The sequence below is a fragment of the Streptomyces armeniacus genome, assembly GCF_003355155.1.
Classification (GTDB): Bacteria; Actinomycetota; Actinomycetes; order Streptomycetales; family Streptomycetaceae; genus Streptomyces; species Streptomyces armeniacus.
In genome coordinates this window covers 3,932,654-3,947,387 of the sequence record NZ_CP031320.1, presented here as the reverse complement: position 1 = coordinate 3,947,387, position 14,734 = coordinate 3,932,654, and the positions used below count along the sequence as shown (strand labels likewise).

At 72.2% G+C, this 14,734-nt stretch carries 12 protein-coding genes; 4 read left to right on the top strand and 8 right to left on the bottom strand.

Annotation, left to right across the window (positions count from 1 at the left end; translation table 11 throughout):
• Positions 1–229: 229 nt before the first annotated feature.
• Positions 230–2,587: an ATP-binding cassette domain-containing protein gene (locus DVA86_RS16965; protein WP_208879385.1), complete on the top strand. Its 2,358-nt coding sequence runs from the start codon at positions 230–232 to the stop codon at positions 2,585–2,587.
• 64 nt (positions 2,588–2,651) lie between these two features.
• Here DVA86_RS16965 and DVA86_RS16960 read toward each other — a convergent pair whose 3' ends face one another.
• The 4 genes from DVA86_RS16960 to DVA86_RS16945 form a co-directional block, all read right to left on the bottom strand.
• The gene (locus DVA86_RS16960; protein ID WP_208879383.1) at positions 2,652–3,428 is read right to left on the bottom strand and encodes a PH domain-containing protein; all 777 of its coding nucleotides are present in this window, start codon (positions 3,426–3,428) and stop codon (positions 2,652–2,654) included.
• Positions 3,429–3,487: 59 nt separating this feature from the next.
• Positions 3,488–4,141 (bottom strand): MOSC domain-containing protein, encoded by a 654-nt coding sequence (locus DVA86_RS16955; protein WP_208879382.1) that lies wholly within the window; start codon positions 4,139–4,141, stop codon positions 3,488–3,490.
• Positions 4,142–4,218: 77 nt separating this feature from the next.
• Positions 4,219–4,437: a DUF397 domain-containing protein gene (locus tag DVA86_RS16950; RefSeq protein WP_208879380.1), complete on the bottom strand. Its 219-nt coding sequence runs from the start codon at positions 4,435–4,437 to the stop codon at positions 4,219–4,221.
• The gene (locus DVA86_RS16945; RefSeq protein ID WP_208879379.1) at positions 4,434–5,267 is read right to left on the bottom strand and encodes a helix-turn-helix domain-containing protein; all 834 of its coding nucleotides are present in this window, start codon (positions 5,265–5,267) and stop codon (positions 4,434–4,436) included. The genes DVA86_RS16950 and DVA86_RS16945 overlap by 4 nt, the downstream gene beginning before the upstream one ends.
• A gap of 174 nt (positions 5,268–5,441) precedes the next feature.
• Here DVA86_RS16945 and DVA86_RS35345 point away from each other — a divergent pair, with 174 nt between their 5' ends.
• Positions 5,442–5,819: a hypothetical protein gene (locus DVA86_RS35345; RefSeq protein ID WP_245996700.1), complete on the top strand. Its 378-nt coding sequence runs from the start codon at positions 5,442–5,444 to the stop codon at positions 5,817–5,819.
• Positions 5,816–6,256 carry an ATP-binding protein gene (locus DVA86_RS35340; RefSeq protein ID WP_245996694.1) on the top strand — a complete coding sequence of 147 codons (441 nt, stop codon included), beginning with the start codon at positions 5,816–5,818 and terminating at the stop codon, positions 6,254–6,256. Before DVA86_RS35345 ends, DVA86_RS35340 begins: the two co-directional genes overlap by 4 nt.
• Before the next feature lie 44 nt (positions 6,257–6,300).
• Here DVA86_RS35340 and DVA86_RS16935 read toward each other — a convergent pair whose 3' ends face one another.
• Positions 6,301–6,732 (bottom strand): MmcQ/YjbR family DNA-binding protein, encoded by a 432-nt coding sequence (locus DVA86_RS16935; RefSeq protein ID WP_245996691.1) that lies wholly within the window; start codon positions 6,730–6,732, stop codon positions 6,301–6,303.
• A 13-nt stretch (positions 6,733–6,745) separates the two neighbouring features.
• Entirely contained in the window at positions 6,746–7,237 is a 492-nt protein-coding gene (locus DVA86_RS16930) for an RrF2 family transcriptional regulator (RefSeq protein WP_208879377.1), read from the bottom strand.
• Between the two features lie 366 nt (positions 7,238–7,603).
• Between DVA86_RS16930 and DVA86_RS16925 the strand changes: the two genes are divergently transcribed.
• On the top strand, positions 7,604–10,504 hold the full coding sequence (locus DVA86_RS16925; protein ID WP_245996688.1) for an FAD/NAD(P)-binding protein: 2,901 nt from the start codon (positions 7,604–7,606) through the stop codon (positions 10,502–10,504).
• 51 nt (positions 10,505–10,555) lie between these two features.
• Here the strand turns inward: DVA86_RS16925 and DVA86_RS16920 are convergent, their stop codons facing one another.
• Positions 10,556–11,047 (bottom strand): DUF2000 domain-containing protein, encoded by a 492-nt coding sequence (locus DVA86_RS16920; RefSeq protein ID WP_208879376.1) that lies wholly within the window; start codon positions 11,045–11,047, stop codon positions 10,556–10,558.
• Between the two features lie 246 nt (positions 11,048–11,293).
• Positions 11,294–14,500 (bottom strand): beta-galactosidase, LacZ type, encoded by a 3,207-nt coding sequence (lacZ, locus tag DVA86_RS16915; protein WP_208879375.1) that lies wholly within the window; start codon positions 14,498–14,500, stop codon positions 11,294–11,296.
• Between the last annotated feature and the right edge of the window lie 234 nt (positions 14,501–14,734).

Genomic DNA, 14,734 nt, shown 5'->3' with positions numbered 1-14,734 from the left:
TGCGCGTTGTCTCGACCGGCATCATGGATCACTCCTAGAGAGCTCGGTTATGTCCTGCTTGTTCAGTAAAAGTCCTTTATGTCCACTTCGCAAACGGACACGGACCGGACCGCACACAACGGCTCCGACAGCGGACAGCGGCCGACCGCAATCCACTCGCCCCGACTCCCCCGCGCCGAGTAGCGTCTCGAGACCGCCGCTTCCACCGAGGTCTTCGAGGAGCTCCCGCATGCCCGTCGATCCGCCCAGTCAGCAGGTCCCGCACCCGGTGCCGCACACGTACGAGCCGAGCGCGCCGAGCACGCCGGAGCCGCGTACGTACGAGCCGAGCACCGCCGCCGACAGCCACAACGTCATCCAGGTCCGCGGCGCCCGCGAGAACAACCTGGCGGACATCTCCCTCGACATCCCCAAGCGCCGACTCACCGTCTTCACCGGAGTCTCCGGCTCCGGCAAGTCCTCGCTCGTCTTCGGCACCGTCGCCGCCGAGTCGCAGCGCCTGATCAACGAGACGTACACCGCGTTCATCCAGTCGTTCATGCCCAGCCTGGGCCGCCCCGACGTGGACAGCCTGCACAACCTCAGCGCCGCCATCGTCGTCGACCAGGAGCGGATGGGCGCCAACTCCCGTTCCACCGTGGGCACCGCGACCGACGCGTACACGATGCTGCGCATCGCCTACAGCCGCCTGGGCACCCCGCACATCGGCACCTCGACCGCCTTCAGCTTCAACAGCACCGAGGGCATGTGCCCCGAGTGCGAGGGCATCGGGCAGATATCGCAGATCGACCTCGACCAGTTGCTGGACCGCGACCTGTCCCTCAACGAGGGCGCCATCACCGCGCCCGGCTTCGCCGTCGACTCCTGGTACTGGCAGGTGCTCGCCGGGTCCGGCTTCTACGACCCGTCCGTCAAGCTCCGCGACTTCACCGACACCGAGTGGCACGACCTGCTCTACAAGCCCGTCACCAAGGTCCGGGTCGACTCGCACAACATCACGTACGAGGGGCTCGTCAACAAGATCCAGCGCACCTACCTCAGCAAGGACCGGGACTCGATGCAGTCCCACATCAGGGCGTTCGTCGACCGCGCCGTCGTCTTCGCCGACTGCACCGGCTGCGACGGCACCCGGCTCAGCGCCGCCGCCCTCTCCTCGACCATCGGCGGCACGAACATCGCGCAGTGCTCGGCGATGCAGATCAACGACCTGGCCGCGTTCATGCGCGGCATCGACGACGAGTCCGTCGCACCCGTCGTGGCGGCGCTACGGCACACCCTCGACTCGCTCGTCGAGATCGGCCTCGGCTACCTCAGCCTCGACCGCCCCTCCGCCACCCTCTCCGGCGGCGAGGCCCAGCGCGTCAAGATGGTGCGGCACCTGGGCTCCAGCCTCACCGACGTCACGTACGTCTTCGACGAACCCACCATCGGCCTGCACCCGCACGACATCCAGCGGATGAACGACCTCCTGCTGCGGCTGCGCGACAAGGGCAACACCGTGCTCGTGGTCGAGCACAAGCCCGAGGTCATCGCCATCGCCGACCACGTCGTGGACCTCGGGCCCGGCGCCGGTACGGCGGGCGGGCACGTCTGCTACACCGGCGACCTCGCCGGACTGCGCGCCTCCGGCACCCTGACGGGCCGCCACCTGGGGCACCGGGCGCGGCTCCGCGAGAAGGCGCGCGAGCCCCTCGGACAGCTCTCCGTCAGCGGCGCGGACCTGCACAACCTGCGGAACGTCTCCGTGGACATACCGCTCGGCGTGCTCACCGTCGTCACCGGAGTCGCGGGCTCCGGCAAGAGCTCCCTCATCCACGGCTACGTAGCCGGCCGTGACGGCGTGGTCGTCGCCGACCAGGCCCCGATCCGCGGCTCACGGCGCAGCAACCCCGCCACGTACACCGGGCTGCTCGGCCCGATCCGTACGGCGTTCGCCAAGGCCAACGGCGTCAAGGCCGCCCTCTTCAGCGCCAACTCCGCGGGCGCCTGCCCGAACTGCAACGGCATCGGCCTCGTCTACACCGACCTCGCCATGATGGCCGGCGTTGCCTCCGTCTGCGAACAGTGCGAGGGCAAACGCTTCACGCCCGAAGTGCTCACGTACACGCTGCACGGCCGCAACATCAGCGAAGTGCTCGCCCTGTCCGCCGCCGAGGCCCGCGAGGTGTTCACCACCGGGCAGGCCGGCGCCATCCTCGACCGCCTGAACGACGTCGGCCTCGGCTACCTCCGCCTCGGGCAGCCCCTCAACACCCTCTCCGGCGGCGAACGCCAGCGCCTGAAGCTCGCCATCCACATGGCGGAAAAGTCGGCGACGTACGTGCTGGACGAGCCCACCACGGGCCTGCACATGGCCGACGTCGACCAACTCCTGGCCCTCCTGGACCGGTTGGTGGACGACGGCAATACGGTCATCGTCATCGAGCACCACCAGGCGGTGATGACCCACGCCGACTGGCTCCTCGACCTCGGCCCGGGCGCGGGCCACGACGGCGGCGAGGTCGTCTTCGCGGGCACCCCGAAGGACCTGGTCGCGACGGCGGACACGCTGACGGCGCGGCACCTGCGGGAGTACGTGGGCGGCTGACGTACGGCCGACCGCCGGTGGGGCCGCCCCGGTGCGGCCCCACCGGGGCGGCCGGCCCGTCCCCTCAGCGGCGGCGGAGGTGCAGGGTGACCGCCACGGCGACGGCGGTCGCCACGGCCGGCAGCCCTCCCATCAGCGCCGCGGGGTGGAGCAGCGTCCCGACGAAGAAGCCCGGGTCAGGGTCGCCGATCTGCGGGTAGACGCCCGCGACCAGCAGGCCCATGCAGAGCGCCAGACCCAGGACGAACGCGAGGATCGCCGTCACGAAGATGATCAGCCACAGGGACACGCGCGCGTTGACCTGCCGCCGGTGCGCGATCCGGTCCTGCACCTCGGGTACGGGCGCCCAGTCCGCGCCGCGGTACCGCTGCCACACCCTCCGCAGGTCGGCCACCTCGTGGTCCAGGCCGCCCTGGCACCTGCGGTCGTCGAGCTGCGGCAGCGTGTACCGCTCACCCGCCGCGTCGTAGACCACGGCGAACCGCCGCGGAGTCCCCTCCGCCGCGATCTGCCCGGACGGCGGTTCGTCGACCTCTATCCCCTGTACGTCCCGCCACGCCGTCGTACGGGTGCGGAACACGCTCCGTGCCGTCAGACCCTGCTCGTCGCAGAGCGTCACCGCCGTCGGCGCCCGAGCGATCAGGAAGGCCACGAAGCCGAGCAGCGCGGCGAAGAACGCGCCCGTCGCCACCGGTACGGCGACGGGCACGTCGTCCGTGGACATGTCGTAGACCAGGCCAAAGGCGGCCGCGGCCAACGGGACGAGTCCGGCCCAGAAAGCGCCGGTTCCTCCCGTGAAGCGGTACTCGCGGCGCGGGTCGGGTTCGTGTTCGGGCGTCACGGCGGACGACAGTAGCGCCCGGCCCCGGGAGGGGTCCCGGCTTCCTCCCCTCCTGTCCGCTAGGCGCCCGTACGCCTGCGGACCATTTCCCGTTCCTGCTCCGGAAGCGCGTCGACGGCCAGCAGCCGCGGCAGCAGCTCCGGTTCACGCGTGAGCGCGCGGAAGGTGACGGCGACGGTCACATCGTGCTCCGGACGGTGCACGATCTCCACCGGGTCGGCGGCCCGGATGTTCCCCGGCTCGACCACCCGCAGATACGCGCCGGGCAGCGCGGCCTCCGTAAACCGCCTGATCCAGCCGTCCCGCGCCAGCCACCCCTGGAACGTCCCGCACGGCACACGCGGGCACGACACCTCCAGCACGACGTCCGCCCCGACGCGCCAACGCTCGCCTATCAGCGCGCCGTTGACGTCGACGCCGGCGGTCGTGAGGTTCTCGCCGAACACACCCCCGGCGAGCGGCGCGCCCAACTCGGCCTCCCAGCCGTCGAGATCCTCCCGCGCGTAGGCGTACACGGCCTGGTCGGGACCGCCGTGATGCCGTACGTCGTACACCCGGTCCCCGGCCAGCCCGACCGCACCGGTCCCCTTGGGCCCGGGCACGGCCACGGCAACCGGCCCGTCCACGGGCCGCTTGTCGATGCCGGTGTCGCCGGGACCGCCCTTCCACGGGTTGGGGCGGGGCCTGCCGACGTTGACCGAGAGCACCTTCATGCGACGACGGTACGGTCCGCGACACCCGCAGGGCGACGCAATTCCCGCGCGGTCCGGGGCCGCGGCGCCCCTGCCGCTCAGTCGGCGAGCCGCCCCGTCTTCACGTCGTCCACGAACGAGGACCAGCTGGCCGACGGGAAGACGAGCGCCGGACCGTGCGGGACCTTCGAATCCCGCACCGGGACCCCACCGCTGCGCGCCACCGCGGGCGCCCACTCCACACAGTCGCCGCCGTCGCCGTTGCTGTAGCTGGACTTGACCCACACGGCACGGGAGAGGTCCGGAATGCTGCTCATGGCTTTAATGCCTCCATGACGGAGCCGAGGAATGCCGCCGTGTCCGTCGGCGACAGGGCGTACGACCTCAGTAGATCGTACGACCGGCTCCGCGTCACCACGCGTTCCGCGTCTTCGAGCAGCTGGCCCGTGGCGATGCTCTCCTCGTACGCCACCGTGCTGCCGTCGTCCAGCGTCAGCAGATTCAACGTGCCGCCCAGCAGCGCGTGTTCGCCGTGCTCGAAGGGCAGCACCTGGACGACGCTGGAGGGCGTGTCCACCAGCTCGGCCAGCCGCGCCAGCTGTTCCCGCATGACGGCGGGCCCGCCGATCGGCCGCCGTATCGTCGCCTCGTCCAGGACGACGGACAGATGCGGCGCGGGGTCGGCCGCCAGAAGCGTTTGGCGGCCCATCCGGACCGCGACCATCTCACCGATCTCGGCATCCGACGCCCGCGGGTTGCTGACGCGGAACAGCGCGCGGGCGTACCCCTCGGTCTGCAGCAGGCCGGGCACCAACTGCCCGGCGTAGCAGGAGATGGCGCGCGCCCGGGTCTCCAGCTCCATCCGGCGCCGGTACTTGTCGGGGTGCACCTCGTGCCTGGCCAGGGCGTAGAGCTTGCCAAAGAAGCCGTCGGTCTGGAAGGCCGCGTCGAGATGGGCGGGCAGCTCGGGCGGAATCATGTACGCCGCGACCTCGATACGGGCCAGGTGGCTGCGGCTCTGCGGCACGACCGAGGCCAGCCGCTCCAGGCTCATCCCCGCCGCCTCGCGGCGCGCGCGCAGCTCGGCGCCGAACAGGTGGCGGGCACTCCGGTCCGGGGTCAACTCACGCGCTCGTGCTGCTGCCATGCCGACGACTCCTCGTCTCACAACTGAACTGGGACACCAGGGACTTCCGAGACTACGCGCGGAGGGCGACGCTGTCATTACCCAGAGTGATGAACCTGGATCCCCGGCGACTCGCTGCCGACCTGCCGACGGTCCGGGGTGACCCACGCTCACGAGCCGAAGAGGAGCGCCGACATGTCCGAGACCATCCGCCGCTGGTGTGCCTGGGTGAGGGCGCTTCTCGCCCGGTCGCCGTCCGGGCGGCACCGTGCCACCGACGCCGCACCGGCCGCCGCCGTATGCGCCGCGTGCGCCGCATGTCCCGTACGTGCCGTGCGTGCCGTGCGTGCCGTGCGTGCCGTGCGGGAGGCGCCCGTTGCGCCGCCGCTTCCGGAACCACGGGCGCGGCGGCGCGCGTACGCGGACACTGTGCTCGTCCCCGACACGGTGCCGCTCGTACGGCCGTACGTCACCGCCTGCGAACGGCGGAAGCAGCGGCGCGTGTTGCTGCTCGCACCGCAGGGAGTCGAGGCGGGCGCGCTCCGGCGCGCGGCAGCTGGAGCGGTGTCGTGAGCGCGTACGCCCGTACGGGCCGCTCCGCTGCCACCACGCCCGGCGCCGCCGAACACCCGCGCTACACCCGGGCCCTGCCGCGTACGGGACAGAGCGCCGAGGCCGCCCGCGACCTCGTACGGACCGCGCTGAGCGCCTGGGGCCTGGACGGCCTCGCCGACGCAGCCGCGGTGCTCGTCTCCGAACTCGTCGGCAACGCCGTGGAGCACACCGCGTCCCGCCGCGTGCGCGTCACCGTCACCCGTACCGGACGCGACACCGTACGGATCGCCGTCTCGGACACGTCCCGCGCCCTGCCCGTCCGCCGGGAACCCGACGACACCGCCGACCGCGGACGCGGCCTGATCGTGGTCGAGGCGCTCGCCGACCAGTGGGGCATCGACGTGCAGCCATCGGGGAAACGGGTGTGGGGCGAGCTGACGCGGGAGGACGTCTGACGGCGCGCGGCGCCGCCCGCAGCGCGCTCCGTACGGTGGTCGGTTCAGCGCTCGTCGAGCGCGCGGACCAGCTTCGCCGGGGCCACCGTACGGTACGCGTCCTCGATCAGTTCCGTGATCTCGTCCCAGTCCGGGGCACGGCCCGACGCCAGCACGAGGCGTACGCCCAGCCAGCCGCGGCCGCCCACGTAGGGCGGGTGGAAGAACCGTTCGGGGTCCTCCGCGAGGAGCGCCGTCTGGGCGCCCGGAGGGGCGGCGCACCAGAAGCCGGTGTTGCCGTCGCCGTGGTGATCGTCCACCCACGTCAGGAACATCTTGCGGACGAAGAAGCTGGGCGAGCCGTGGCTCAGCCGCTCCGTCGCCTCCGGCAGCGCGAGGCACTCGGCGCGGACGCGCTCGAGCAGCGCCGGTACGTCGGCGGCGGCCGTGTCGGCGCCCATGTCGTCGCCCGTGTTGGCGCCCATGTCGTCGGCCATCTCCGCGGTCCCTTCAGCCGGGCGGCGTGTACGTCCGGTCGTCGTCACCGTACGTGCGCACGTCGTCGTCGTACGCACGGGCTCGCTCCCGTACGAGCGGGGGCAGGTCGCCTGCCGCCAGGTCAGCCAGCGTCGTGTGCTCCAGCACCTGGCGCAAGCTGGTGCGCACGGCGCGCCAGACGTCGGGCAGGGCGGCAGCTGCGCCCGGGTACTCCAGCCCTGTCAGCCGCAGATCGCGCACACTGGCCAACGGGCCGTCCACAGCACGGAGTACGTCGGCGAGGGTCACCTCGCGCGGCTCCGCCGTGAGCAGATAGCCGCCCTCGGGGCCGCGCACGCTGTGGATGAGGCGGGCCTGGCGCAGGTCGCTGAGGATGGTGAAGAGGAACCGTATGGGGATGTCCTGGCGGCCCGCGATGTCGTCCGCCTTCTGCGGACGCTCAGGGGCGCGCGCGAGCTCGGCCATGGCCCGAACGGCGTAGTCGGCCTTCGCTGAGATCCTCACGGCGTCAATCTCTCACGCCCCAAGCCCAGCACCTCCAGCCCGTCCGGCGTTTGAGGACAGTCCGAAACGGCCACCGGCCCGCGGATGCCCCTGATGCTGCGCGACACACGAACCGTCCGTCGTGGCCGAGGGCCGTCCTCAAACGCCGGACGGGCATGATTTGGCTCGCTTTCGCGGCCCAGCGCAGCGTCGTCGTGGACGGGGGCCGTCCTCAAACGCCGGACGGGCTTGGGGGTGTGCCGGACGGGCTTGAGGACGCCCACACGCTGGGTGGACGCCTAGTACGGCAGGTCCGGGCTTGCGGGCGCGGATTGTTCACAGAAATAGTGAACATCCGCCTGCCCCTGCCGGATACCGGAGGTGTCCGTGAAAAACGTCGAAACCGGCCGCAGCCGCCACCGTACGGTGGCGATCGTCGGTGCCGGAGCCGCCGGCGCGCTGGTCGCGACGCAGCTGTGCGAGGCCTCCGTACGGAGGCGCACGCCGCTGGAGCTCGTTCTGATCGACCCCGCGCCGGAGGCGGGACGTGGCACCGCGTACGCCACGCGCGACCCGCGGCACCTGCTCAACGTGCCGGTGGGCGGCATGAGCGGCTACCCCGACGACCCCGGGCACTTCCGGCGGTGGCTGTGCCGTCACGGTGACGAGGGCGTCGCGGACGGCGACTTCGTCTCCCGTTACCGCTTCGGCTCCTACCTGGCCGACACCCTGGGCCAGGCGATCATCGCGGCAAGGGAGTTCGCGGCGGTCACACGGCTGCGTACGCGCGCGACGGCGTGCGACTGGCCCGAACGGGGCGGGCGCGCCCGGCTCGTACTCGCCGACGGGCGGACGGTCGCGGCCGACAGCGTGGTGCTGGCGACGGGGCCCGCGCCGGGCGGGGGCGGCTGGGTGCCGGACGAGCTGTACGCGTCGGGGCGCTTCGTCGGGCGACCGTGGACGGCGGACGGCCCGGTGGACCTGGGGGCAGACGTCGGGGCAGACGTCAGGGCGGCCCTGGGGGCAGACGTCGGGGCGGCCGGGCGCGGGCCGGAAGACGGCCCGAGGGTGCTGCTCGTCGGCGCCGGACTCACCGCCGTGGACCTCGCGTTGAGCCTCGAACGCCAGGGACGGCGCGTCCACATGGTGTCGCGCAGCGGCCTGCTGCCCCGTCGGCACGCCCTCGCGCCGCTGCCGCCCGTACCGGCGCCGCCCGAGCTGGCGGACGGCGCGCCGCCGCCGGGGCTCCCTGCGCTCCGCGCCGCGCTGCGGCGGCATCTCACGGGCGCCCTGCGCCGGTTCGGGGACTGGCGGCCCGCCTTCGACGGGCTGCGCCCGGTGACGGCGCGGCTCTGGCAGGGGCTGTCCGACGACGAACGCGCGGAGGTACTCGAACGCGAGGTGACCCTCTGGAACGTGCACCGGCACCGCATGCCGCCCGCCACCGCCGAGGCCGTCGACCGCGCACGCGCGGCACGCCGGCTGCGGATCAGCGCCGGCCGTATCGCGAACGTCGCGCCCTCCCGCGACGGAAATCGCCACCCTACGGCGCCACTTGACGTCACCCTCACCGACGGCCGGACCCTGCCGGTGGACTGGGTGGTGGACTGCACCGGGCCCGGCCTCCGTACGGACTGCGGCGACGACCCTCTGTGGCGTTCCCTCCTCGACGGCGGACTCGCCGTACGGGGGCCGCTGGGCATCGGTGTGGCGACCGACAGCGGGCGGCTGCGGGACGCGGAAGGGCGGTGTACGCGCGGGCTGTTCACGCTGGGGGCGCCACGGCGCGGTGAGCTCTGGGAGACGGTGGCCATTCCGGAGATCCGTACGCAGGCGGCCGCGATAGCCGACGCCGTACTTCCCGCGCCGCCCCCGCCGCCCGCCCGGCCGGGCGCCACCGTACGGCGGCCGGCGGACCCGTTCGGGCTGCCGGTGTCCACACACTCCGAGGCGGCTGCCGCCTACGCCGGAGGGCTGCGGCGCGTGCTGGCCATGCGGGCGGGCGCGGCGGAGGAGTTCGCGCGGGCGACGGCGCTCGACGGCGGGTTCGCGCTGGGGCACGCGGCGCTCGCGCTGCTCGGGCACGAGTGTGACGCCGGTACGGACGTGCCGCGGCGGCTGGCAGAAGCGCAGCGGAGCGTACGGGACCGGGGTGACGGCAGGGAGCGGTCGTTCGTGGAGGTCGTCACCCGGAGGGTGCACGGCGACGGCGGCGACGAGGCGCTCGTCGCGCACCTGCGGGCGTACCCGGGGGACGCGCTGGCGCTGAGCACGGCGGTGCCCACGATCGCGTTCTCCGGGTTCGACGACCTGGACGAGGAGTTCGCGCGGAAGCTGGTGGAGGAGGCCGCGCCCGCGTACGGCGGGCACTGGTTCCCCACCTCCCTGCTGGCCTTTCTCCGGCAGGGCGAGGAGCGCTACGAGGAGGCGGCGGAGCTCGCCGTACGGGCGCTGGAGGCCGAACCGGCCTCCGGGCACGCCGTACACGCGCTCGCCCACGTGCACTACGAGTCCGGCAACCACGCCGCCGGACGCGACTGGCTCGACGAGTGGATCGTCGGCAGCGGGCGTACGGCCACGCAGCGGGCGCACTTCTCGTGGCACGCGGCGCTGCACGAACTCGCCCTGGACGACGCGGAGGCCGTACGCAGACGGTGGGCGACGCAGCTCGCACCGGCCCCTTCGGACGGGGCGACGGGAGCGGGTGCCGGTGCTCGTACGGGCGCGGGCCCCGGGTCCGCGTCCCCGTCCGCGTCCGCATCCGGCCGCGTACAAGGGCTGCGCGCCCTCGTGGACTCCGGCTCGCTCCTGTGGCGCGCCCATCTGGCACAGGTGTGGCGCGGGCCGCTGCCCGCCGCCGACGTGCTGGCGGCGGTGAGCGGCGCCCAACTGGAGCGGCCCACGCGCGCGTTCGGCGCGCTGCACAGCGCGGTGGCGCTCGCGGCGGCCGGGGACGTGGCGGCGCTGCGGCGGCTGGCGCACCACGCCGAGCAGGCGGACGAGGTGCAGCGCGAGGTGATCGCGCCGCTGTGCCGGGCGTTCGAGGCGGTGGTGGAGGAACGCTGGGACGACGCCGTGTCCGGACTGCGGAGCGTACGGGGCGTCCTGCACCGGGTCGGCGGCAGCGCGGCACAGCGGGAAGTGGTCGAGGACACGCTGCTGTACGCGCTGCTGGCGGGCGGCAGGTGCGACGCGGGGCGGCGGCTGCTGGAGGAACGGCTGGAGCGCCGGCCCTCACCGCTGGACCGGCGGCGGCTCGACCAGCTGCCGGTGCCGCCGCCCGGCTGACTCCGCGCCCGGCGCAGCGGGGTGCACGGCGCAGAAGGGTGCGCGGCGTCGTCAGGGGTGCATGGACGCTCCCTTGACCACCTTGTCGACCTCGCGCTTGTCGCCGTACACGGCGATGCCCGCCAGCACGAGGTCGTCGGTGGCGACGTCGGCGATGGTGGCGCGGTTGGCGTCGTCGTTGTTGGTGGCGAAGACGGACTCGGGGTAGACGGCGGCAACGACGCCGCGGCGCACGGCACGCTGGTGGATCGTCCGCATACGGTCGGCGTCGGTGCTGAGCACCACCACCGGCTGGCGGAACATCGGCAGGTACTTCGTCCCGTCCCCGTCCACGTACGGCTCGCCCATCACGCCGTCGGCGCCGGCGGCGATGCCGCTCGCGACGAACGAGGTGACGTTCAGCTTCTGCCAGTCCTGCAGGCCCTCACGGAGAACGACCGCGATCTTGGTGTCCCAGGCGACCCGGTGCGTGGAGTCGGTGGTGTACGGGGCGTTCCGGCCGTTCAGCGGGTACGCGGCGTCCGGCGTGTTCGCGGTGCTCATGGTTCTGCGGCTCACTTTCGTGCCTCGGGCGGCGGATGCCGGCGGGAGCGCTGAGCTCCCGCCGGCACCCCAGCGTCCGCCGGGCGGCGCCGCCCGGTCTTGTACGAAAGTGACCAGTGCGGCCCCCCGTCAGGCAGGCCGCCCATCAGACGCCACCACCCCTCAGGCACGCCGCCCGTCAGACGCCACCACCCCTCAGGCACGCCTGGCCGCAGACGCCGCCGCCCGCCAAGGCGCCGCCGTCCGTCAGCCCGTGACCGGCCGGAGCCGGTACGCGTACTCGTACTTCCGGTCCGCGTGCAGCAGGTACTTGTCCAGCGGCTTGGCGCCCCAGGAGTCGTTGCCGCCCACGCCCATCTGCCGGAAATTCACGCTGAGCATGATCTCCGCGCGCTGCCGCAGCTCGTGCGGATGCCGCACGCCCTCCAGATCGAACGGGTGCTGGTGCGTCGCGTTCACCTCCAGCACCGGCTCGCCGCGCACCTCCAGCCCGTTGCCGTCGCCGTCGGTGAGCCGCGCCCAGCGGGTGTCCGTGACGTTGCCGGCCTCCTGCGGCCGCAGGTAGCCGGAGGCGCCGACGCGGTCGCCGACGCGTGCGGTGTGCCGGGCGATGAACGCGCTGCGGTGCCGGTCCCAGTGGTTCTCGTGCGGCCCGCGCCCGTACCAGGTGAGCGTCTCGAGCCCGGACGCCACCGTGAGCAGCGCGCCCACCACCGGGATGTCCGGCAGTCCCGCGCCCGGTGTCAGGGCGTGCCGCACCCGCACCTCGCCGTCGCCGCGGATGCCGTACTCGGTGGTCAGGGTGGAGACCGCCGGGCTGGTGGGCAGCGTCGCCGTCACCGTGATGACGGCCTCGCTGTCCGAGGGGCGGCTCAGCCGCACACCGTCCACGGTGAGCTCACTGCCCGCCGTACGCCACGTCCGCAGTGATTCCTGGGCGCCGCGGCCGATGTCGTTGTCCACCGGGGCGCGCCAGAAGTTCGGCACCGGGCCCTGGGCCAGCAGGGTCTGGCCGCGGCTGCGGTAGCGGCTGAGCGTGCCCGCGGCGCGGTCCAGGACAAGGTCGAAGCCGTCGCCCGTGACGGTGATTTCGGTGTCCGTCTCGGTGACCTCGATGGGCGGCCCCGGGTCCGGTTCCGGGGGTTCGGGTGCGTCCCACTCCAGCGCGTGCTGGTCGGCTGCCACGGAGTGCCCGGCTTCCGCCCATGCCGTGTCCTCGCGGAGCACGAAGCTGAGGAGCAGCCAGTGCTCTGAGCCTGCCGGAATGTCGTCCGGCCGGCTGTACGGGATGGTGACGGTGCCGTCGGCGCCTGGAGCGACGCGGGGCGCGGCCATGCTGCCTTGCTGGATCCGTTCACCGTTCCGGCTGACTTCCCAGCGCAGTTCGTAGGCGTCGAGCCCGGTGAACAGATGGAGGTTGCTGACGCGCACCGTGCCCTTCCGGTGATCGGTCAGGGCGGTGCGGACGGTCTGCTGGACCTTCTTCGCTTCGAGCAGTTGCGGCTTCACCCGGCGATCGCTGGTGACGATGCCGTTGGAGCAGAAGTTGTCGTCTGTCGGATAGTCCGGATCCCAGTCCTTTCCGTAGGAGAGATAGGTGCCGCCGGGGTCGCCCGGGATGTCGCGGCGCAGATTCTGGTCGCACCAGTCCCAGATGAAGCCCCCGTGCAGATTGGGGTACTTCTCGAAAACGTCGGTGTACTCCTGGAAGTTCCCCAGGCTGTTACCCATCGCATGCGCGTACTCACAGAGCATGTACGGCTTGGGGTTCCCCGACTTCCCGTACTCCTCGACCGCGTCCGGCGTCGCGTACATGTGGCTCTGCAGGTCCGCGACCTCGCTCATGCCCTCGTAGTGCACCGGCCGGGACGGGTCGCGTTCCCGCGCCCAGTCCGCCATCTTGCGGAAGTTGTCGCCCTGCCCCGCCTCGTTGCCGAGGGACCAGACGATCACGCTGGGGTTGTTCTTGTCCCGCTCCACCATGGAGCGCATCCGGTCCAGGCAGGCCGCGGTCCAGTCGGGGAGGCCGCCGGGCAGTGTGTCGCGGACGCCGTGCGTCTCGAGGTTGGCCTCGTCGATGACGTAGAGCCCGTACTCGTCGCACAGGTCGAGCCAGCGCTGGCAGTTCGGATAGTGCGACGTGCGGACGGCGTTGAAGTTGTGCTGCTTCATCAGCCGGATGTCCCGCAGCATCGTCTCCTCGGAGATGACCTGCCCGGTGTCGGGGTGCATCTCGTGCCGGTTGGCGCCGCGGAACATCACCGGCTTGCCGTTCACCGTGAACTTCCCGTCGCCCCACGCCACCGTACGGAAGCCGATGCGCGTGCGCTGCACGTCGAGCGGCTTGCCCCGCCCGCCCTCCTCGGGCAGCGTGACGACCAGGGTGTACAGCGCCGGGTCCTCGGCAGACCAGGGCGCCGGATCACGTACGGTGCCGCGCAGCTGGAGCTCGGCCGTGCCGTCGGCGGTGAACTCGGCCGTCCCGGCGAGCGGTTCGGCGAAGACGGGCTCGCCCTTCGCGTCGTACAGTGCCGCCTCGACGCGCTGCCGTTCCGTACGGCGCGCACCACCCTCGGGTGCGCGATTCCGGAGGGTGACGTCCGCCAGGAGCTCCGCACTGCTCAGGTCGCCGCTCAACTCTGTGCGCACCCACAGGTCGTGGACGCCGACCTCGGGCACGGAGTACAGGTACACGTCCCGGAAGATCCCTGTCAGGTCGATCATGTCCTGGTCTTCCAGCCAGGAGCCGTCGGACCACCGGTACACCTCGACGGCCAGGGTGTTCTCGCCGTCGGCGCGCAGCCAGGGCGTGAGGTCGAACTCTCCGGGAGTGAAGCTGTCCTCGCTGTAGCCGACCTGCTCGCCGTTCAGCCACACGAAGAACGCGGACTTCACGCCCTGGAACGAGATCAGGGTGCGGCGCTTCCCGCCCCAACCGTCGGGGAGCGTGAAGGTGCGCCGGTAGGAGCCGACGGGGTTGTACGTGGTGGGGACGTCCGGGTACGAGGGCTCCTCGTGGCCCTTCCACGGGTAGTCGATGTTGAGGTAGATCGGGTTGCCGTAGCCGTGCAGCTCCCAGTTGGCGGGGACGGCGAGCTCGTCCCAGCCGCTGTCGTCGTAGTCCGGGCGGTGGAAGCCGACGGCGCGGCGGTCGGGGCTCTCGGCCCAGTGGAAGCGCCACTTCCCGTTCAGCGAACGGTAGTAGGGCGAGCCGGTCACCTTGCCTTCGAGCGCGGCGCCGGTGTTCTCGTACGGGATCAGCGCCGCGCGGTGTGCCTCGCGGTTGACCTGGAACGTGGTCGGGTCGGCGTTCCACTCCGAACCGGGGGCGGCGGCTTTACGGGCGTCCGCCGCGAACGCCGCCCGCTGCGAGGAAGGCACCGCCAGGGCGCCGGCGGCCACGCCGGTGGCGGTCAGGAATCTCCGTCGGGTGGGGGGTCGTGCAGGGCTCATCACATGTCCTCTCTGACCCGATGTGTTCGCTTGGCGGCCTTTCAGCCACCAGGGAAACACTCAAGAACGAACATTTCTGATCCGGTTCACACGGAGATCCCACGTCTGGCGGGACGGGATGTCAATGGCCTGGGCACAGGCGGCGGTTCGAAAACTTTCGGAGGGGAGGTCAGGGAGGAATACAGCCGGGGGCGGCCCGGGGAGCCGGGGGCTCTCCCGGGCCGCCCCCGGAGG

Bases quoted from the DNA above. Each gene is read 5' to 3' on its own strand.
- DVA86_RS16965 (WP_208879385.1), top strand. From the start codon at position 230: ATGCCCGTCGATCCGCCCAGTCAGCAGGTCCCGCACCCGGTGCCGCAC.
- DVA86_RS16955 (WP_208879382.1), bottom strand. From the start codon at position 4,141: ATGAAGGTGCTCTCGGTCAACGTCGGCAGGCCCCGCCCCAACCCGTGG.
- DVA86_RS16950 (WP_208879380.1), bottom strand. From the start codon at position 4,437: ATGAGCAGCATTCCGGACCTCTCCCGTGCCGTGTGGGTCAAGTCCAGC.
- DVA86_RS16945 (WP_208879379.1), bottom strand. From the start codon at position 5,267: ATGGCAGCAGCACGAGCGCGTGAGTTGACCCCGGACCGGAGTGCCCGC.
- DVA86_RS35345 (WP_245996700.1), top strand. From the start codon at position 5,442: ATGTCCGAGACCATCCGCCGCTGGTGTGCCTGGGTGAGGGCGCTTCTC.
- DVA86_RS16935 (WP_245996691.1), bottom strand. From the start codon at position 6,732: ATGGCCGACGACATGGGCGCCAACACGGGCGACGACATGGGCGCCGAC.
- DVA86_RS16920 (WP_208879376.1), bottom strand. From the start codon at position 11,047: ATGAGCACCGCGAACACGCCGGACGCCGCGTACCCGCTGAACGGCCGG.
- lacZ (WP_208879375.1), bottom strand. From the start codon at position 14,500: ATGAGCCCTGCACGACCCCCCACCCGACGGAGATTCCTGACCGCCACC.